Consider the following 18,381-nt stretch of genomic DNA (forward strand, 5'->3'; position numbering starts at 1 on the left):
GACGCCGCTGCCACCGACGCCGCTGCCGCCGACGCCGCCGCTGCTCCGGCTGACGCCGCTGCCGCCGACGCTGCTGCTCCGGCCGCTGACGCTGCCGCTGCTCCGGCCGAAGAAGCCAAGAAGTAATAGGCTCTTGCCTGCAGTACCGGAGAGGCCCGCGAAAGCGGGCCTCTTTTTTTGCGCCCGCAACCCCGTGCCCGCCAGACAAGGCCGGTGAACGTTGGCCGCGACGGTTGCTTTGTGGTTTGATGCGCGCCTCACCTGCACGCCCCATCGACGATGCCCGCACTCCACTCCCAGCTTGATACCCGCTCGCAGGACTTCCAGGCCAACGTCGCCTACCACCGCGCGCTGGTGGACGAGTTGGATGTCCGTTTGGCCCGCGCTGCCGGCGGTGGTGGTGAAAAGGCGCGCACCAAGCACACCGAGCGCGGCAAACTGCTGGCACGCGACCGCATCACCGCCCTACTCGACCCGGGCTCGCCGTTCCTCGAGATCGCCCCGTTGGCCGCCGAGGGCATGTACGACGATGCAGCCCCCGCGGCCGGCATGGTCTGCGGCATCGGTCGGGTGATGGGTCAGGAAGTGGTGATCGTGGCCAACGACGCCACGGTGAAAGGCGGCACTTACTTCCCGATGACGGTGAAGAAGCACCTGCGCGCGCAGGAAGTCGCGCGCGAGAACAGGCTGCCCTGTGTGTACCTGGTCGACTCCGGCGGCGCGTTCCTGCCCCTGCAGGACGAAGTGTTCCCGGATCGCGAGCACTTCGGCCGAATCTTCTACAACCAGGCCCGGCTGAGCGCGGAGAACATCCCGCAGATCGCCGTGGTCATGGGCTCGTGCACCGCAGGCGGCGCCTATGTGCCGGCGATGTGCGACGAGAGCATCATCGTCAAGGAACAGGGCACCATCTTCCTCGGTGGGCCGCCGCTGGTGAAGGCCGCGACCGGCGAGGTCGTGGACGCGGAAACCCTGGGCGGCGCCGACGTGCACACCAGCATCTCCGGCGTGGCCGACCACTTCGCCGAGGACGACCGCCATGCGCTGCAGATCGCGCGCGACATCGTCGGCACGCTCAACCGAAGCAAGACGCTCCCGGTCGCCGTGCAGCCGGTGCGCGAACCGCTGTATGCCGCCGACGAGTTGTACGGCATCGTGCCCAAGGACACCCGTCGCCCGTTCGACATCCGCGAAGTGATCGCGCGCGTGGTCGACGGCAGCGACTTCCAGGAGTTCAAGGCGCGTTACGGCAAGACACTGGTGACCGGTTTCGCCCACCTGCATGGCTACCCGGTGGGCATCGTGGCCAACAACGGCATCCTGTTTGCCGAAAGCGCACTCAAGGGCGCGCACTTCATCGAACTGTGCAACCAGCGCGGCATCCCGCTGGTGTTCCTGCAGAACATCACCGGCTTCATGGTCGGCAAGAAGTACGAGCAGGCCGGCATCGCCAAGGACGGGGCGAAGATGGTGACGGCGGTGGCGTGCTCGCATGTGCCCAAGTTCACCGTGGTCATCGGTGGCAGCTTTGGCGCGGGCAACTACGCCATGTGCGGCCGCGCCTACGGCGCGCGCTTCCTGTGGATGTGGCCCAACGCGCGCATCAGCGTGATGGGCGGCGAACAGGCCGCCAGCGTGCTGGCCACGGTGCGCCGCGACGGCATCGAGGCCGCGGGCAAGGTGTGGACGCCGGACGAGGAGGAATCGTTCAAGGCACCGATCCGCGAGCAGTATGAGACGCAGGGCAACCCCTACTACGCCACGGCGCGTCTGTGGGACGACGGCATCATCGACCCGGCCGACACGCGTCGGGTGTTGGGCCTGGGCCTGTCCGCCAGCCTAAATGCGCCCATCGAAGACCGCACGCGCTTCGGCGTGTTCCGCATGTAACCTGGGCCCTCGTGGGTGCCCTGCAACCACTTGGCCCGCCGAAGTACGCTGGACACGGACATTCCTCCCGGTGTTCGCTTGGCAAGCCGCCTCCATGGGGAGGCGACAAAACGGTGGGCTGTACCGCCCCCCTTGGTTCCAAGTACATTTGGCGGCGTCGCCGGCGTACCGGCGGCGCCTGAGTGCGTCGGCAGCCCGGTAGGGAATCTCCTTCACGGTGCGATGGCGGACGAGATGCAATCCTGTTCACCTTTTCTACGGAGCACACCTTAGATGAACACCAAGATCTACGTTGCCCTGGTCGCCGCCGCCCTGGCCCTGACCGCCTGCAAGAACGAAACCGCCACCGCGCAGAACGAAGCCGCTGAAGCCGCCGCCGCTACCGAGCAGGCTGCTGACGCCGCCGCCGCTGCCGCTGCCGAGTCCACCGAAGCCGCTGCCGCTGCCACCGGCGAAGCCGCTGCCGAAGTGGGTGCCGCCGTTGAAGGCGCTGCCGACGCCGCTGCCGCTGCCGGCGCTGAAGCCGCTGCCGGTGCTGCCGAGGCCACTGCCGACGCCGCCCAGAAGACTGCCGATGCCGCGCAGAACGTCGCCGACAAGGCCGAAGCCGCTGCTGAAGAAGTGAAGAAGTAATCGCTTCGCGACAAAGCGAAAGCCAGACAGGAGGCCCGTGTAAACGGGCCTCCTTTTTTGGGGGTACTGGATGCCGCGCGTGCCGGGGGCCGGTTTGGGCTACGGCGCGCTGCTACGGCGCCTGGCGAGCCAACTCAATCGCAGCCGTCGCAACCACCGCAACTTCCGCCGATCGATTTCACCGGCGGCGCGATCCGCTTGCCCAGCCGACGCATCCAGGCAGGCCGACCCTCCCGCACCAGCGGTACGGCCATCGCGAGCCGCAGCTTGCGCACCGCACCCGGGAACTGCCGCTTGAGCACGAACCAGGCGCTCAACACGACGGCCAGTGTGATGACCACGTACTGCGCGAGCAGCCCGGCGTCCACGCTCACCCCGCGCCCAGCAGTACCGCGACCTGGTAGGTCACCAGCGACGCCAGGTAGGCCATCCCGAACAGGTAGCCGGCGGCAATGCCCACCTGCTTCCACGAATGCGTCTCGCGGCGGATCGTGGCCAGCGTGGAAATGCACTGCGGCGCGTAGATGAACCACACCAGCAACGACAGCGCGGTGGCCAGCGACCAGCCATCGCTGATGATCGGACTCAATGCCTGGATGGCACTGTCCTCATCGGCTGCCGACAGCGCGTACACGGTCGCCAGCGAGGACACGACCACTTCGCGCGCGGCCATGCCGGGGATCAGCGCGATGCAGATCTGCCAGTTGAAGCCCACTGGCGCAAAGACCGTGGTCATCGCGTGGCCAATGCGCCCGGCAAAGCTGTAGTCAATCGCCGGGCCGGTCGCACCTTCCGGCGCCCCGGGGAAGGTCAGCAGCACCCACAGCAGGATGGTCATCGCCAGGATGATGCCGCCCACCCGCTTGAGGAAGATGGCCGCACGCTCCCACAGGCCCAGCAGCAGGTCGCGCGCATGCGGCACGCGGTACGACGGCAGCTCCAGCATCAGCGGGTGCTCGCTCTTGTCGCGCCGCCACTTCTTCATCACCCAAGCCACCAGCAACGCGCTCACCACGCCGGCGGTATACAGCCCGAACAGCACCAAACCCTGCTGGTTGAGCACGCCCCACACCTGCTTTTGCGGGATGAACGCACCGATCAGCAGCGCATACACCGGCAGGCGCGCCGAACAGGTCATCAGCGGCGCCACGAGGATCGTGGCGAGGCGATCACGCGGGTCCTGGATGGAGCGCGTGGACATGATGCCCGGCACCGCGCAGGCGAAGCTGGACAGCAGCGGGATGAACGAACGGCCCGAAAGCCCCGCCGCCGACATCATCCGGTCGAGCAGGAACGCAGCGCGCGGCAGGTAGCCCGATTCTTCCAGCGCCAGGATGAAGGCGAACAGGATCAGGATCTGTGGCAGGAACACGATCACGCCGCCAAGGCCGGCGATGATGCCGTCCACCACCAGGCTCTTGAGCGGGCCTTCGGGCATGTACGTACCGGCCCACTCGCCCAGCTTGGCGGTCAGCAGTTCGATGCCGTCCATCATCGGGGTAGCCCAGGCGTAGACCGCCTGGAAGATCAGGAACATCACCACGGCGAGCGTGGCCAGGCCAAACACCGGATGCAGCAGCCAGCGGTCCAGCGCGTCATCGATCGCCGCGGTGCGGCGCGGCATCGCCACCGCCAGCGAGAGCAGGCGGCGGGTCTCGGCGTGCAGGATGTCGCTGTCCAGTTCGCCGCCGTGGGCGAGGCTGGCGGTCGGCGGGTGCGGGTTGACCGACAGCCCGTCGAGCAAGGCCACCAGATCGCGTGCGCCATGGCGCTGAACGGCCACGGTGGGCACCACGGGCACGCCCAGTTCGCGCTGCAATGCATCCAGGTCAACTTCGATGCCGCGACGCCGCGCGGCGTCCATCATGTTGACGGCCAGCACCATCGGCTTGCCCAGCTCGCGCACTTCCAGGGCAAAGCGCAGGTGCAGGCGCAGGTTGGTGGCATCCACCACGCAGACGATCACGTCGGGGGCCGGCTCGCCGGGGTAGAAGCCGCGGCACAGGTCGCGGGTGACCGCTTCGTCCAGGCTGGCGGCATGGAAGCTGTAGGCACCGGGCAGGTCGAGCAGCGCGTAGTGCCGGCCCGACGGTGCCTGGAACCGCCCCTCCTTGCGCTCCACGGTGACACCCGCATAGTTGGCCACCTTCTGCCGGCTGCCGGTAAGCAGGTTGAACAACGCGGTCTTGCCGCAGTTGGGGTTACCCACGAGGGCGATGCGCTGCACGGCCGTGGTCATGCCGGGGCCCTCTCGCGCAAATCGCGCATGTCCGGCTCCGCCGGCGCAACCACCGCCTCGGCCACACCCACGCGCACGCTGATGCGCGCGGCCTCGCGCCGGCGCAGGGCGAAGCGGGTGAAGCCCACCTGCACCAGCATCGGCTCGGCGGCGATCGGGCCGACGGCCATGACCTCCACCTGTTCGCCCGGGACGAAGCCCAGCTCGCGCAGACGCCGCGCAATGGGGTCGTTGGCGATCTGGTCGTCAACCGAGGCAACGATCGCGACGGTGCGCCGTGGCAGTTCCGACAGCTTCAAGCGGCAATCCTACAAATAGGAATTGTTCTCATTCTATCATTTCCTTCCGTACTGGGGCGGTGGCCCCGGCCCACCGGATATCATTCGGACTTGCCCGTTTTGTCCGGACCGCCTTGCCCATGACCGCCCCCCTGCTGAGCCTGCGCGACGGACCTATCGCGCGCTTGCGCCTGAATCGCCCCACGCTGCACAACGCCTTCGACGCGACGCTGATCGCAGCACTGACCGGTGCGCTGGACAACCTGGCGCGGGATGAGGCGGTGCGCGTGGTGGTGCTGGAGGGCGATGGCGCCTCGTTCTCGGCGGGCGCGGACCTGAACTGGATGCGTGGCATGGCCGCCGCCAGCGAAGAGGACAACCGCACCGACTCGCTCGCCCTCGCCCGCCTGATGCGCACGCTGGACGAGTTGCCCAAGCCCACGATCGCGCGGGTGCACGGCGCGGCATTTGGCGGCGGCGTGGGCCTGGTGGCCTGCTGCGACATCGCCATCGGCACGCCGGAGGCCAAATTCGGCCTCACCGAGAGCAAGCTGGGGTTGCTGCCGGCGGTCATCTCGCCCTACGTGATCGAGGCCATCGGCGCGCGCGAGGCGCGGCGCTGGTTTGCCACGGCGGAGATCTTCGACGCCGCCGAAGCCCTGCGCATCGGCCTGCTGCATCAGGTGGTACCCGCCGATGACCTCGACGAGGCCGTCCTGCGCCAGATCGGGTTGCTTCTTAAGGCCGGCCCGGTGGCCACCGCCTCGGCCAAGGCGCTGGTGCGCCGCGTGGCGGCGGGCGGTCCCCGTGACACGCTGGATGCGGACAACGCCGCGCTGATCGCCCGCCTGCGCGTGTCGCCGGAGGGGCAGGAAGGCCTGGGCGCGTTCCTGGACAAGCGCAAGCCGACGTGGATTGACGCCTGACCCCACTGCCGCGGTCGCCTGACCGGACCTGCAAACAAACCATCAGGGCTGCGACCCCCGTTCCAGCAACTGTCGCGGCCCTCCAGCCGAGCCCAGCCTTCCCATGTTCAACAAGATCCTGATTGCCAACCGCGGTGAAATCGCTTGCCGTGTCATCCGCACGGCGCGGCGGCTCGGCATCCGCACCGTGGCGGTGTACTCCGACGCCGACGCCAATGCCCAGCATGTGCGCCAGGCTGACGAGGCCTACCACATCGGTGGCCCACGCCCGCAGGAGTCGTACCTGCGCGGGGATGCGATCATCGAGGTGGCCAAGCGCGCCGGTGCGCAGGCCATCCACCCGGGCTATGGCTTCCTGAGCGAGAACGCCGACTTCGCCGACGCGGTGGAAGCGGCGGGCATCACCTTCATCGGCCCGAAGGCAGCGTCGATGCGCAAGATGGGCAGCAAGGCCGGCGCCAAGGAGCTCATGCACGCCGCGGGCGTGCCGGTGGTGCCGGGCTACACCGGCGAGGATCAGTCGCCGGACGTGCTGCAGCGCGAAGCCGACGCCATCGGCTATCCGCTGATGATCAAGGCCGCGCACGGCGGTGGCGGCAAGGGCATGCGCATCGTCCGCCATTCGGGCGAGTTCATGGCCAACCTGGAGAGCTGCCAGCGCGAAGCCGCAGGCGCCTTCGGCCGCGACCGCGTGCTGCTGGAGCGCTACGTCGAAAAGCCCCGCCACATCGAGATCCAGGTGTTCGGCGACAGCCACGGCAATGCCATCCACCTCAACGAACGCGAGTGCTCGGCGCAGCGCCGCTACCAGAAGGTGCTGGAGGAGTCGCCGTCGGCGTTCCTGACACAGGAGCTGCGCGAAGCGATGGGTGCGGCCGCGGTGCTGGCCGCGCGCGCCATCGACTACGTCAACGCGGGCACGGTCGAATTCATCGTCGGCCAGGACGGCGGCTTCTACTTCATGGAGATCAACACCCGCCTGCAGGTGGAGCATCCCGTGACCGAGCTGGTGACCGGGCTCGACCTGGTGGAATGGCAGCTGCGAGTCGCGGCCTGCGAGCCGCTGCCGCTGCCGCAGGACGCCATTGGACAGAACGGCCATGCCATCGAAGTGCGCCTGTACGCCGAGGACCCGGAGGCCGGCTTCCTGCCGGGGTCGGGCAAGCTGGAGCGGCTGAAGCTGCCGGCAGCCGACGGGCACGTGCGACTGGATTCGGGCGTGGTGGAAGGCGACACCGTCACCATCTTCTACGACCCCATGATCGCCAAGCTGATCGTGTGGGACGTCGACCGCCACGCCGCCCTAGCCCGCCTGCGCGCGGCGCTGGCGCAGTGCGAGATCAACGGGCCCAAGTCGAACATCGAGTTCCTGGAGCGGCTTGCGCGGCACCCGGCGGTGGTGGAAGCAACCATCGACACCGGCTACCTCGACCGCCATCTGGACGAGTTCATGCCGGTCGCCGGCGCGGCCGACACCGACCTGCTGCTGGCGGCCACCGTGGCCGAACTGCTGGGCCAGGAGCGCACCACGCGCGACGCAGCGGCCGACTCCAGCGACCCCTCCTCGCCGTGGGCCATCGCCGACGGCTGGCGCCTTGGCCACGGCAGCCGCCGCGCGCTGGCGTTCCTGCGTCGCGGCGAACGCATCGAATTGCACGCCCACGGCAGCGCCGGTGAATACCGCATCGAACACGGCGGTACCGTGCACACCATCGCCGGTGCACGCCTGTCCGGGGATACCCTGAGCCTGCGCATTGACGGCAGGGGCCGCCGCTTCGACATCCTCGAGCAGGACACGCACCTGGTGGTGCACGATGGCGCGCAGCGCCTGCGCCTGGATCCCGTGCCGATGTACCACCATGAGCAGGGCCAGGGCAGCAGCGGCGCCGATCGCGTGCTGGCGCCGATGCCAGGCCGCGTGGTGGTGGTCAAGGCAGCCCCCGGCGATGAGGTGGAAGCGGGCCAGGAGGTCATGGTGATCGAAGCGATGAAGATGGAGCTGAGCCTGAAGGCCCCGCGCGCCGGCAAAGTGGCCGAAGTGCGCGCCGCCAGCGGCGATTTCGTCGACGCCGATGTCGCGCTCGTGGTGCTGGAGGCCTGACATGGCAATGCCCTCGCATGTACGCATCGTTGAAGTGGGTCCGCGTGATGGCCTGCAGAACGAGAAGACGCTGGTTTCCACCGCCGACAAGATCGCGCTGATCGACCGCCTCTCGGCGACCGGCCTGCAGAGCATCGAGGCTACGGCTTTCGTCAGCCCCAAGTGGGTGCCACAGATGGCCGATGCCGCGGAGGTGTTTGCCGGCATCACCCGCAAGCCGGGCGTGCACTACCCCGTGCTGGTACCCAACGAACAGGGCTACGAGCGCGCGCGCAGCGTGGGCGTGGAGGAAGTGGCGGTTTTCACCGCCGCCTCCGAGGCCTTCAACCGCAAGAACATCAACGCCTCCATCGAGGAGTCTCTGGAACGCTTCGCGCCGGTGCTGGCGCGGGCCCAGGCCGATGGCGTGAAGGTGCGCGGCTACGTCTCCACCGTGCTCGGCTGCCCCTACCAGGGCGACGTGCCGTTGACCGACGTCGTACGCGTGGCCAAGGCGCTGCATGGCATGGGCTGTTATGAGGTTTCGCTGGGCGACACCATCGGGGTCGGCACGCCGGCCAAGGCGCGCGCGATGCTGCAGGCGGTCGCCGCCGAGGTGCCGATGGGCGCACTGGCCATCCACTTCCACGACACCTACGGCCAGGCATTGGCCAACATCCTCGCCTGCCTGGAGGAAGGAGTCGCGGTGGTGGATGCGGCCGTGTCCGGTGCGGGCGGCTGCCCCTATGCCAAGGGCGCCAGCGGCAACGTCTCCAGCGAGGACGTGGTCTACATGCTCCACGGGTTGGGGATCACCACCGGCATCGACCTGCCCGCGCTGGCCGAGACGGGCCGCTGGTTGGCAGGCATACTGGGACGGGAATCACAAAGCAAGGTCGGAAAGGCCCTCGCCGCCACATGAGCCATCGCTCGCCCTCCTCCCGCCACGATGCTCCGGATGCGATCACGGATCCGCTGGAGGTTGCGGCCGCGATCGAGGGCACCCTGGCCGACCCGGCCCTTCCGCAGGGCGTGCGCCTGCTGCTTGAGCAGGCCCGGGACGCGCTGACCCATTCCGAAGACCACGCCCTCGCCGCCGAGCGGCGATACCAGGCCCTGTTCGACGCGGTGCCTGACCCGGTGAGCATCATCAGCTGGGATGGCACGGTGCTGGACGTGAACCGCGCTGGCCTGAACGCCTACCGGCGTTCGCGGTCGGAGATCGTCGGCAAGCCCATCCATGTACTCAACCCCGACCTGCCCCGCGACCACATGGGGCCGGTGTGGGACACGCTGAATCGCGGCGAAAGCTACGTGGTGGAAGTGTCCAACATGCGCGCCGATGGCACGCGCTTCCCGGTGGAGGTGCATTCGGCCGGCATCGAACAGGACGGGCGGAAGCTGGTCGTGGCCGTGGCACGCGACCTCAGCGGCCGCCGCGACGCCGAAACCCGGCACCGCGAGCTGATGGAGACCATCGACAAGGGCATCCTGGTCCGCGACGCCTCGGGCCGGGTCATCCACGCCAACGCCGCCGCGATGCGGCTGTTCGGCATCGAGGTTGGCCAACCCATCGAGGACGCACTGTCCGACGAGCACTGGCTGGTGATCGACGAGCACGGCCGCGCGCTGTCCAACGACGAACGCCCGGCCATGCGCGCCATGCGCTTGGGCAAGCAGGTCGAGAGCACGGTGCTGGGGTTCTTCCACCGGCAAGACCGGCGGCTGCTGTGGCTGTCGGTCACCGCCGTACCGCAGTTCGAACCCGGCAGCAACCATGTGCAGCAGGTGTTGTCGCTGTTCTCCGACGTGACCGCGCTCAAGCGCGACAGCGCGCTGTTCGACCGCGCACAAGCCCTGGCCCACATCGGCGGCTGGCAATGGGATGCCGGCCGCGACCAGCTCTACCTGACTGGCGAGGCATTGCACATCGTCGGCGCGGACGGCGCCACGGCCGGCATCGAGGGCCTGCTGCGGACCCTGCTCCCCGACGATGCCCAACGCCTGCGCGGCGCCCTGGAACGCGCGATGGGGGACGGCCGCGGCATCAACCTCGAACTGCAGGGGGTACGCGGCAATGGCCAGCCGTTCTGGATCCGGCTGATGGGCGAAAGCCAGGCCGCGACCCCCTTCACCGCGCAACTGACCGGCACGCTGCAGGACATCACCGAGCCCAAGCAGGCCGAAGAGGCGTTGCGCGTGCAGGCGCGCACCGACCCGATGACCGGTCTGCTCAACCGCGACGCCGGCCTCGGCGACCTGGCGCAGTTCCTGGCCCCGGGCACCGATGCGCGCGTCGCGGTGCTCTACATCGACCTTGACCGGTTCAAGATCGTCAACGACGTGCTCGGCCATGCCGCCGGCGACCGCCTGCTCGCGTCGGCGGCACGACGCCTGCTGCGGGCCGTGGGCGAGGAAGGCCACGTGGTGCGCTTCGGTGGCGACGAATTCCTGGTCATCTGCCGGTTCGAGGATGACATCACCCGCCCGGCGCGCCTCGCGCAGGACATCCTGACCACGTTCTCGGAGAACTTCCGCGTCGATGGCGAAGAGTTCAGCATCACCGCCAGCATCGGCATCGCGCAGGCACCCGAGCACGGTGAACGGCCGCAGCAGCTGATCCAGAGCGCGGACGTGGCGATGTACGACAGCAAGCGCCGCGGACGCAATGCCTGGCAGGTGTTCAGCAACGAACTGGCGGAGCAGCAGGTCGAGCGCCTGCAACTGGAAACCCACCTGCGCCGCGCGGTGGACAACGACGAATTCGAACTGGTCTACCAACCGCAGGTGGACCTGGCCAGCGGGCGCACGGTCGCGGCGGAGGCACTGATCCGCTGGCGTAACCGCTCGCTGGGCGAGATGCCGCCCGACCGCTTCATCCAGCACGCCGAAACGACCGGCGACATCGTCGAGATCGGCAACTGGACGTTGCATGAGGCCTGTCGCCAGTTGGGTCGTTGGCGTGCCGACGGCCTGCAGTTGGACCGTGTCGCCGTCAACGTGTCGTACCGTCAGTTCCTTGGCGAGGACCTGGTGCGTACCGTGCGCTCGGCGCTGTCGGCATCGCGGCTGCCGGGTTCCTCGCTGGAGCTGGAGTTCACCGAGCGAGTGCTGATCGAGGACGAGCCGGACACGCTGCGCACGTTCGCCGAACTGCGCGACATGGGCGTGGTGCTGACCATCGACGACTTCGGCGAGGGCTACAGCGCGCTCAACTACCTGCGGCGCCTGCCGATCCATGGACTCAAGCTCAGCCAGCTGTTCGTGCAGGGCGTCCCGGACATCCATTCCGACGTGGCCGTGTGCCAGGCGGTGGCCGGCATCGCCCGCAGCCTGGGGCTGGAGCTGATCGCCGAGGGCATCGAGACAGAGGCGCAGCGCGCCTTCCTGCTGCGCCTGGGACTGGGCGTGGGCCAGGGTTTCCTGTTCCAGCGAGGCGTACCGGCCCACCAGTTGCGCCAGCACTACGGCGCGCCGCTGATGGTCATCGGCGGCTGAGGCTGTCGATTCCCGACGGCCCTTGCCGGCCCCCATCCTCTCCCTTGCCCCGACGCCCCCACGATCATCCAGGCCGCGTTCGCGGTCGGCCGCACCGGTGCAGTAAAATCCCCGTTTTCCGCTTTCGGGACATCCCATGCAGCTCGCATCCGTCCGCGCCATCGTTACCGGCGGCGTCTCCGGCCTTGGCTTCGCCGTGGCCCAGCACCTGGTCGCCAACGGTGGCAAGGTCGCCCTGTTCGACGTCAACGAGGAGAAGGGCGCGGCCGCCGTGGCCGAACTGGGCGAAGCCAATGCCCGCTTCTGGAAGACCGATGTCAGCAACGAAGAAGTGGTCGCCGCCAATGTCGCCGCCGCCAGGGAGTTCCTTGGCGGGCTGAATGTCGCCATGAACTGCGCCGGCATCCTCGGCGCCGGCCGCGTGCTGGGCAAGGAAGGCCCGATGCCGCTGTCGCAGTTCCAGACCACCGTCATGGTCAACCTGGTCGGCAGCTTCAACGTGGCCAAGGCCGCCGCTGCACTGATGCAGCACAACGAAGCCGGCGTCGACGGCGAGCGTGGCGTGATCATCAACACCGCGTCGGTTGCCGCCTATGAAGGCCAGATCGGCCAGGCCGCGTACTCGGCGTCCAAGGGCGGCGTGGTCGGCATGACCCTGCCGATGGCGCGCGAGCTGGCCCGCTTCGGCATCCGCGTCATGACCATCGCCCCGGGCGTGTTCTGGACGCCGATGGTGGACGGCATGCCGCAGTCGGTGCAGGAATCGCTGGCCGCCTCGATCCCGTTCCCGTCGCGCCTGGGCCAGCCGGAGGACTTCGCCAGCCTCGTGGCTTACATCCTCGGCAATACCTACCTCAACGGCGAGACCATCCGCCTGGACGGTGCCACCCGACTGGCGCCGAAGTAACCCTTTTCCAACCCTCCCCCGGTCCGCCCCGACCCCGGGGAGGCACAGGACCGGGTCACACGATCCAGTGAGCATTCCATGAAGGCTTTTGACGTCAAGAAGGGCAACGTCGTTGAACACAACAACGGCGTCTACCAGATCCGCGACATCGAGCGCAGCTCGCCGCAGGGCCGCGGCGGCAACGTGCGCTTCCGTTTCATCATGTACAGCGTGCCGGGCGGCAACAAGCTCGACGTGAGCTTCGACGCCGACGATGAGTTGCGCGAGGTGGATCTGGTGCGCCGCCAGGCCACCTTCTCCTACATGGACGGCGACGCGTTCGTGTTCCTCGACGACGAGGACTACACGCCGTACACGCTCGACGCGGACGTGGTGGGCGACAACGCTGGCTACATCGTGCCGGACCTGTCGGGCTGCTACGTGCAGGTGATCGACGAGCAGGCCATCGGCCTGCAGATGCCGCAGACGGTGACGCTGGAAGTGGTGGAAACCCCCCCGGAGCTGAAGGGCGGCACGGCCACCAAGCGCCCGAAGCCGGCCAAGCTCAACACTGGCATCGAGATCATGGTGCCGGAGTACATCGTCAACGGCGAGCGCGTGCTGGTGAACACCACCACGGGTGAGTTCGCGGGCCGCGCGGACTGAGTGCGACGGCCGCCTTCATGGGGCGGCATTCGCAGCGACAAAAGCGGGCCAAGCCCGCTTTTGTCGTTTCAGGAGGGATGGCCAATCCCCACGCACGCCATCAGGCGTCGAACACCTTGCCCGGGTTCATCAGTCCGTTCGGGTCCAGCACCTGCTTGATGCCCTTCATCACCGCGACCTCGGCGGCACTGCGCGTGCTGGAGAGGTACGGCTTCTTGACCAGGCCAATGCCATGCTCGGCCGAAATGCTGCCGCCATGCCGCTGCAGCGCGCCGGCCAGCAGTTTGGTCACCTGCTCGCACTGGGCCACGAAGGCATCGTTCTCCATCGCATCGGGCTTGAGCACGTTGATGTGCAGGTTGCCATCGCCAATGTGCCCGAACCACACGACTTCAAACTGCGGGTATTCCTGCGCCAGCAGCGCCTGGGTCTCGGCCAGGAACGCGGGCATCGCGGACACGCGCACGGCAATGTCGTTCTTGTACGGCTTGTAGCGCGCCAGCGCCTCGGTGATGCCCTCGCGCAGGCGCCACAGCTGCGCGGCCTGCGCGTCGCTCTGGCTGATGACGCCGTCCAGCACCAGGCCGTTCTCCAGGCAATGTTCGAAGGCGGCCAGCGCGGCGGCCTCCTCGCGCTCATCGCCCGTGGCGTACTCGGTGACCACGTAATACGGATGGGTCTCCGCGAACGGCGCCTGGGCCCCGTGGGCCAGTACGTGTCGCAGGGCCACGTCGGTGAAGAACTCGAACGCTTCCAGTTGCAGGCGCTCACGGAAGGCCGCGAACACCTGCATCAACACCTCGAACGACGGCAGCGCGAGCAGCATGACGTTGGTCGGTGGTGGCGGATCGGTCAGGCGCAAGGTGGCTTCGACCACCACGCCAAGCGTGCCCTCGGAGCCCACGAACAGGTGGCGCAGATCATAGCCGCTGGAGTTCTTGACCAGGCCGCGGTTGAGCTCAAGCACATCGCCGGCGCCGGTGACGACGGTCAGCCCCGCCACCCACTCGCGGGTGTTGCCGTAGCGCACCACGCGGATGCCGCCGGCATTGGTGGCGATGCTGCCGCCCACCGTGGCGGACCCGCGCGAGGCGAAATCCACCGGATAGGCCAGGCCATGGCTCGCCGCCGCCTCCTGCGCCACCTGCAACGGCACGCCGGCCTGCACGGCCAGGGTGCGGTCCACCGCGTCGAAGGCGAGGACGCGATTCATGCGCTCCAGGCTGAGCACCAGCTCGCCGTTTGCGGCCACGGCGCCGCCCGAAAGCCCCGTGCGTCCTCCGGAGGGCACGAGGGCCACGCCCGTCTCGTTGGCCCAACGCACGATGCCCTGCACGTCCTCCACGCTGCCCGGCAACGCGACGGCCAAGGGCGCGGGCATCCAGCGTCGGGTCCAGTCGCGGCCGTAGTGTTCCAGGTCGGCGGGGTCGGTCTTCAGGCGCAGCCCGGGCACGGCGGCCAGCAGGCGTTCGAGGCGCGGATCGGTCATGTCGGGACGGCATCGGGCGAGGCACCCAGCCTGCCAGTCGCATGCCGCCCGCGTCTAGTGATGCACTGCAGCAGAAACTAATTTTTTCTGCGATATTCCAAGGTCCGCGAATCCCCTTCCCCGCCGTGGCCAAGAAGACTTCCTACCCCAAGAACGACATCCGCGTCCTGCTGCTGGAGGGCCTCAGCCCCACCGCGGTGGAGAGCTTCCGTGCCGCCGGCTACAGCAACATCCAGACGTTCGACAAGTCGCTTCCCGAGGACCAGCTCAAGCGACAGATCGCCGAGGCCCACATCATCGGCATCCGCTCGCGCAGCCAGCTCACGGCCGAGGTGCTGGCCGAGGCGCGTCGCCTGATCGCCATTGGTTGTTTCTGCATCGGCACCAACCAGGTCGACCTGGACGCGGCGGAGCTGCTGGGCATCCCGGTGTTCAACGCGCCCTACTCCAACACCCGCAGCGTGGCCGAGCTGGTGGTGGCCGAGGCGATCATGCTGATGCGCGGCATTCCGCGGAAGAACGCCGAGTGCCACCGCGGCGGCTGGTCCAAGTCGGCGGCCGGCAGCCACGAGGTGCGCGGCAAGGTCATCGGCATCATCGGCTACGGCCACATCGGCACCCAGGTGGGCGTGATCGCCGAGGCGCTGGGCATGCAGGTGCTGTTCCACGACATCGAGACCAAGCTGTCGCTGGGCAACGCGCGTGCCTCGGCCGGGCTGGACGAGCTGCTGTCACGCAGCGACATCGTGACCCTGCACGTACCGGAAACGCCGGCGACGAAGAACATGTTCGGCGCCGCGCAAATCAACAAGATGAAGCGCGGCGCACACCTGATCAATGCCTCGCGCGGCACCGTGGTGGACATCGATGCGCTGGCAGCGGCGCTGGCCTCGGGCCAGATCGGCGGCGCGGCGGTGGACGTGTTCCCGGTGGAGCCCAAGGGCAACGACGATGCTTTCGTGTCGCCATTGCGCGGCCACGACAACGTACTGTTGACCCCGCACATCGGCGGCAGCACGCTGGAAGCGCAGGACAACATCGGCCTGGAAGTGGCAGCCAAGTTGATCCGCTACAGCGACAACGGCTCCACCCTGTCGGCGGTCAACTTCCCCGAGGTCACGCTGCCCGAGCACACCGGCAGCAAGCGACTGCTGCACATCCATCGCAACGTGCCGGGCATCCTGTCGCAGATCAACGAGATCTTCTCGCGCGAAGGCGTGAACATCGACGGCCAGTTCCTGCGCACGCACCCCAAGGTGGGTTACGTGGTGATCGACATCACCGCGAGCGAGGACCAGGCCGATCGCCTGCGCGAGCAGTTGGCGGCGATCGAGGGCACGCTGAAGGTGCGTATCCTCTATTGACCCCTCAAGGCGGAGCGCCAGGAGCTGACACCTGTTCGGCTACCGCGGGAGGGTACGGCACAGGCCTCGCTTCGCCCTTCCGTCGGCGCGTCCGGTGTTCAGGCCGCGGCCGGATCGAGGGATGCCCGGACTTCAGCGTGCACGTCCCAACCATTTCGCGGCCATGCGCCGCATGGATTCATCGGATGCCGGATCCTCGGCAATGGCGTGGATGTCGCGCCACGCCAAGTCCAATGACTCTTCGCTGACGACGAAGTCCTCGCTACCGGTAGTGCGCACCACGTAACGGGCGTCGTAATGCCAGTGGCCGGGCACGTCGCCGCGTTCGGGGATCCAGTGGCGGTCCAGGTCGAACAATTCGGACTCGACCTGCAGGTCAACCAAGCCAGACTCCTCCTCGGCCTCGCGCAGTGCGACGTTGGAGAGATCGCGGTCGCCATCGGCATGCCCTCCCAGTTGCAGCCAACGGTCCAGCTTGCGGTGGTGGGTCAGCAGCGCACGCGTGCCCATCGCATCGACCAACCACGACGAGGCGGTGAAGTGTCCGGCGAGGCGTTCGCGTACGAAGGGGTCGGCGGCGTCGGCCAGCAGTTCGAGGAATATCTCGGCCGTAGCGGCCTCGTCCGGCCAGCGGCGCGCGTAGTCGCGGAAGGCTGCTTCCAACAGGGTGACCAGCGACGATTCGGGCGGGGTGGACGGGGGCGACATACGCACGGGTATTCAATCGACTGAACGGGGGGAGCCGATTATGCGGGCAAAACGCCCCCGTCCTTCCGCCCTTGCTGCGACTTTCGTCGGTGGGTTAAGGTGGCCCGCCGCGTGCCTGTCCGCTGCCACAACGCGATGACGGGCTCAAGACAATCACTTTGGGGACCAGGATGTACAAGAATCTGTTCGCGACCAAGCCGGTGGAAGCCGCTGGCCACGTCGACGCCGGCGAGCCCGTGGAAGGCGGCTTGCAGGGCGAGGTGACGCTCAAGCGCGTCCTCACCGCGCGCCACCTCGTGATGCTGGGCGTGGGCGCCATCATCGGCGCCGGCATCTTCGTGATGACCGGCACGGCGGCGGCCAACTACGCCGGCCCGGCGGTCATCCTGAGCTTCGTGATGGCAGCGGTGGCCTGCGGCTTCGCCGGCCTGTGCTATGCCGAATTCGCGTCGATGATGCCCGTTTCGGGGTCCGCCTACTCCTATACCTACAGCACGCTGGGCGAGGTCGTGGCCTGGTTCATCGGCTGGAACCTGGTGCTCGAGTACCTGTTCGCGGCGTCCAGTGTCGCCGTGGGCTGGTCGGGCTACCTCAACAGTTTCCTCACCACGCATGGCGCGGGCGTCCCCGCCGCGTTGGCCCAGGCGCCCTTCCATTATTCCGCCGAAACCAGTTCATTCGTCAGCACCGGGTCCATCGTCAACCTGCCGGCCGTGCTGATCGTGGCTGCCATCTCGGGGCTGTGCTACCGCGGCATCACCCAGTCCGCGTGGGTCAACGCGCTGATCGTGGCCATCAAGGTCACGGTGATCGTGGCGTTCCTGGGCTTCGCGGCCCAGTACATCAACCCCGACAACTGGCAGCCGTTCATCCCCGAGAACGAAGGGGGCACCCGCTTTGGCACCGAAGGCGTCGTGCGCGGCGCGGCCGTGGTGTTCTTCGCCTACATCGGCTTCGATGCGGTTTCCACCGCGGCGGGCGAGGCCAAGAACCCGCAGCGCGACATGCCCATCGGCATCCTGGGCTCGCTGGCCGTCTGCACCGTGCTCTACATCGCCGTGGCGGCCACGCTCACCGGTCTGCTGCCATACCCGCAGCTCGACACCGCGAAGCCGGTCGCGACTGCCCTGGAAGCCTACCCGACCCTGGGCTGGCTGAAGATGGCAGTCGAGATCGGCGCGATCGCCGGCCTGAGCTCGGTGATCCTGGTGATGCTGATGGGCCAGCCGCGCATCTTCTACGCAATGGCGAAGGACGGCCTGATGCCGAAGATCTTTGGCCGTGTGCACCCGAAGTTCCAGACCCCGTATGTCGGCACGGTGATCGTCGGCGTCGTCGCCGCGATCATGGCCGGCCTGTTGCCGCTGGACTTCCTGGGCGACCTGGTCTCCATGGGCACGCTGCTGGCCTTCGCCACCGTGTGCGCCGGCGTGCTGATCCTGCGTTACACCCGTCCGGACCTGCAGCGCCCGTTCCGCGTGCCGGGTGCCATCGTCGTCTGCAGCCTCGGCGTGCTGTCCTGCCTGTACCTGTTCTGGCAGCCGTTCAAGGACCACTGGCAGGTCATGCTGGGCTGGACGGTCATCGGTTTCGTGATCTATTTCGGTTACGGTTACCGCAACAGCAAGCTGCGCAAGGCGGCCTAACCGGCCAGCCGCTCCCAGGGCCGACGCATCCGTCGGCCCTTTTCAATTCCGCGAACGCCGGTGCAACGCTGCCGGCCC

At 67.9% G+C, this 18,381-nt stretch carries 15 protein-coding genes; 10 read left to right on the forward strand and 5 right to left on the reverse strand.

The features are described from left to right. Nucleotides 1-279: 279 nt before the first annotated feature. Together N800_RS06765 and N800_RS06770 are read left to right on the forward strand one after the other, a co-directional pair. Entirely contained in the window at nt 280-1,890 is a 1,611-nt protein-coding gene (locus tag N800_RS06765; RefSeq protein WP_036136335.1) for a carboxyl transferase domain-containing protein, read from the forward strand. 273 nt (nt 1,891-2,163) lie between these two features. Then, complete coding sequence (locus N800_RS06770; protein ID WP_036136338.1) at nt 2,164-2,523, forward strand: hypothetical protein; 360 nt, start codon at nt 2,164-2,166, stop codon at nt 2,521-2,523. Between the two features lie 134 nt (nt 2,524-2,657). Here the strand turns inward: N800_RS06770 and N800_RS06775 are convergent, their stop codons facing one another. Genes N800_RS06775 through N800_RS06785 form a run of 3 tightly spaced genes read right to left on the reverse strand, consistent with a single transcriptional unit; the run spans nt 2,658 to nt 5,061 of the window. Beyond that, entirely contained in the window at nt 2,658-2,891 is a 234-nt protein-coding gene (locus N800_RS06775; RefSeq protein ID WP_036136484.1) for a DUF6587 family protein, read from the reverse strand. 2 nt (nt 2,892-2,893) lie between these two features. Next, the gene (gene feoB / locus N800_RS06780; protein WP_036136341.1) at nt 2,894-4,762 is read right to left on the reverse strand and encodes a ferrous iron transport protein B; all 1,869 of its coding nucleotides are present in this window, start codon (nt 4,760-4,762) and stop codon (nt 2,894-2,896) included. Beyond that, complete coding sequence (locus N800_RS06785) at nt 4,759-5,061, reverse strand: FeoA family protein (protein ID WP_036136344.1); 303 nt, start codon at nt 5,059-5,061, stop codon at nt 4,759-4,761. Before N800_RS06785 ends, feoB begins: the two co-directional genes overlap by 4 nt. A gap of 119 nt (nt 5,062-5,180) precedes the next feature. On the opposite strand from N800_RS06785, the gene N800_RS06790 reads away from it, so the two are divergent. The 6 genes from N800_RS06790 to yeiP all read left to right on the forward strand — a co-directional run bounded on the left by N800_RS06790 (nt 5,181) and on the right by yeiP (nt 13,096). After that, complete coding sequence (locus N800_RS06790; RefSeq protein ID WP_036136346.1) at nt 5,181-5,966, forward strand: enoyl-CoA hydratase-related protein; 786 nt, start codon at nt 5,181-5,183, stop codon at nt 5,964-5,966. Nucleotides 5,967-6,069: 103 nt separating this feature from the next. Then, nucleotides 6,070-8,067, forward strand: coding sequence for an acetyl/propionyl/methylcrotonyl-CoA carboxylase subunit alpha (locus tag N800_RS06795; RefSeq protein WP_036136348.1), 1,998 nt, complete (start codon nt 6,070-6,072; stop codon nt 8,065-8,067). Nucleotides 8,068-8,074: 7 nt separating this feature from the next. Continuing rightward, nucleotides 8,075-8,968: a hydroxymethylglutaryl-CoA lyase gene (locus N800_RS06800; RefSeq protein WP_036136350.1), complete on the forward strand. Its 894-nt coding sequence runs from the start codon at nt 8,075-8,077 to the stop codon at nt 8,966-8,968. Beyond that, nucleotides 8,965-11,544 carry a sensor domain-containing protein gene (locus N800_RS06805; protein ID WP_052107987.1) on the forward strand — a complete coding sequence of 860 codons (2,580 nt, stop codon included), beginning with the start codon at nt 8,965-8,967 and terminating at the stop codon, nt 11,542-11,544. Before N800_RS06800 ends, N800_RS06805 begins: the two co-directional genes overlap by 4 nt. Nucleotides 11,545-11,680: 136 nt before the next feature. After that, nucleotides 11,681-12,451, forward strand: a complete 771-nt coding sequence (locus tag N800_RS06810; protein ID WP_036136353.1) for an SDR family NAD(P)-dependent oxidoreductase — start codon at nt 11,681-11,683, stop codon at nt 12,449-12,451. Nucleotides 12,452-12,529: 78 nt separating this feature from the next. Continuing rightward, on the forward strand, nt 12,530-13,096 hold the full coding sequence (yeiP, locus tag N800_RS06815) for an elongation factor P-like protein YeiP (RefSeq protein ID WP_036136356.1): 567 nt from the start codon (nt 12,530-12,532) through the stop codon (nt 13,094-13,096). 100 nt (nt 13,097-13,196) lie between these two features. Here the strand turns inward: yeiP and N800_RS06820 are convergent, their stop codons facing one another. Next, nucleotides 13,197-14,585, reverse strand: coding sequence for an FAD-binding oxidoreductase (locus N800_RS06820; protein WP_036136357.1), 1,389 nt, complete (start codon nt 14,583-14,585; stop codon nt 13,197-13,199). A gap of 125 nt (nt 14,586-14,710) precedes the next feature. Here N800_RS06820 and serA point away from each other — a divergent pair, with 125 nt between their 5' ends. Then, nucleotides 14,711-15,949: a phosphoglycerate dehydrogenase gene (gene serA, locus N800_RS06825; RefSeq protein ID WP_036136360.1), complete on the forward strand. Its 1,239-nt coding sequence runs from the start codon at nt 14,711-14,713 to the stop codon at nt 15,947-15,949. A 132-nt stretch (nt 15,950-16,081) separates the two neighbouring features. Here serA and N800_RS06830 read toward each other — a convergent pair whose 3' ends face one another. Next, nucleotides 16,082-16,657: an NUDIX hydrolase gene (locus N800_RS06830; RefSeq protein WP_052107988.1), complete on the reverse strand. Its 576-nt coding sequence runs from the start codon at nt 16,655-16,657 to the stop codon at nt 16,082-16,084. A gap of 170 nt (nt 16,658-16,827) precedes the next feature. Between N800_RS06830 and N800_RS06835 the strand changes: the two genes are divergently transcribed. Continuing rightward, on the forward strand, nt 16,828-18,303 hold the full coding sequence (locus N800_RS06835; protein ID WP_036136362.1) for an amino acid permease: 1,476 nt from the start codon (nt 16,828-16,830) through the stop codon (nt 18,301-18,303). Nucleotides 18,304-18,381: the final 78 nt, after the last annotated feature.

Origin of the sequence: Lysobacter daejeonensis GH1-9 (assembly GCF_000768355.1) — a bacterium.
GTDB classification, from domain to species: Bacteria; Pseudomonadota; Gammaproteobacteria; order Xanthomonadales; family Xanthomonadaceae; genus Aerolutibacter; species Aerolutibacter daejeonensis.

Coding starts and splice junctions, on each gene's coding strand:
- N800_RS06770 (WP_036136338.1), top strand. CDS start 2,164: ATGAACACCAAGATCTACGTTGCCCTGGTCGCCGCCGCCCTGGCCCTG.
- N800_RS06800 (WP_036136350.1), top strand. CDS start 8,075: ATGCCCTCGCATGTACGCATCGTTGAAGTGGGTCCGCGTGATGGCCTG.
- N800_RS06765 (WP_036136335.1), top strand. CDS start 280: ATGCCCGCACTCCACTCCCAGCTTGATACCCGCTCGCAGGACTTCCAG.
- N800_RS06810 (WP_036136353.1), top strand. CDS start 11,681: ATGCAGCTCGCATCCGTCCGCGCCATCGTTACCGGCGGCGTCTCCGGC.
- N800_RS06790 (WP_036136346.1), top strand. CDS start 5,181: ATGACCGCCCCCCTGCTGAGCCTGCGCGACGGACCTATCGCGCGCTTG.
- feoB (WP_036136341.1), bottom strand. CDS start 4,762: ATGACCACGGCCGTGCAGCGCATCGCCCTCGTGGGTAACCCCAACTGC.
- N800_RS06795 (WP_036136348.1), top strand. CDS start 6,070: ATGTTCAACAAGATCCTGATTGCCAACCGCGGTGAAATCGCTTGCCGT.
- N800_RS06830 (WP_052107988.1), bottom strand. CDS start 16,657: ATGTCGCCCCCGTCCACCCCGCCCGAATCGTCGCTGGTCACCCTGTTG.
- N800_RS06805 (WP_052107987.1), top strand. CDS start 8,965: ATGAGCCATCGCTCGCCCTCCTCCCGCCACGATGCTCCGGATGCGATC.
- yeiP (WP_036136356.1), top strand. CDS start 12,530: ATGAAGGCTTTTGACGTCAAGAAGGGCAACGTCGTTGAACACAACAAC.
- N800_RS06820 (WP_036136357.1), bottom strand. CDS start 14,585: ATGACCGATCCGCGCCTCGAACGCCTGCTGGCCGCCGTGCCCGGGCTG.
- N800_RS06835 (WP_036136362.1), top strand. CDS start 16,828: ATGTACAAGAATCTGTTCGCGACCAAGCCGGTGGAAGCCGCTGGCCAC.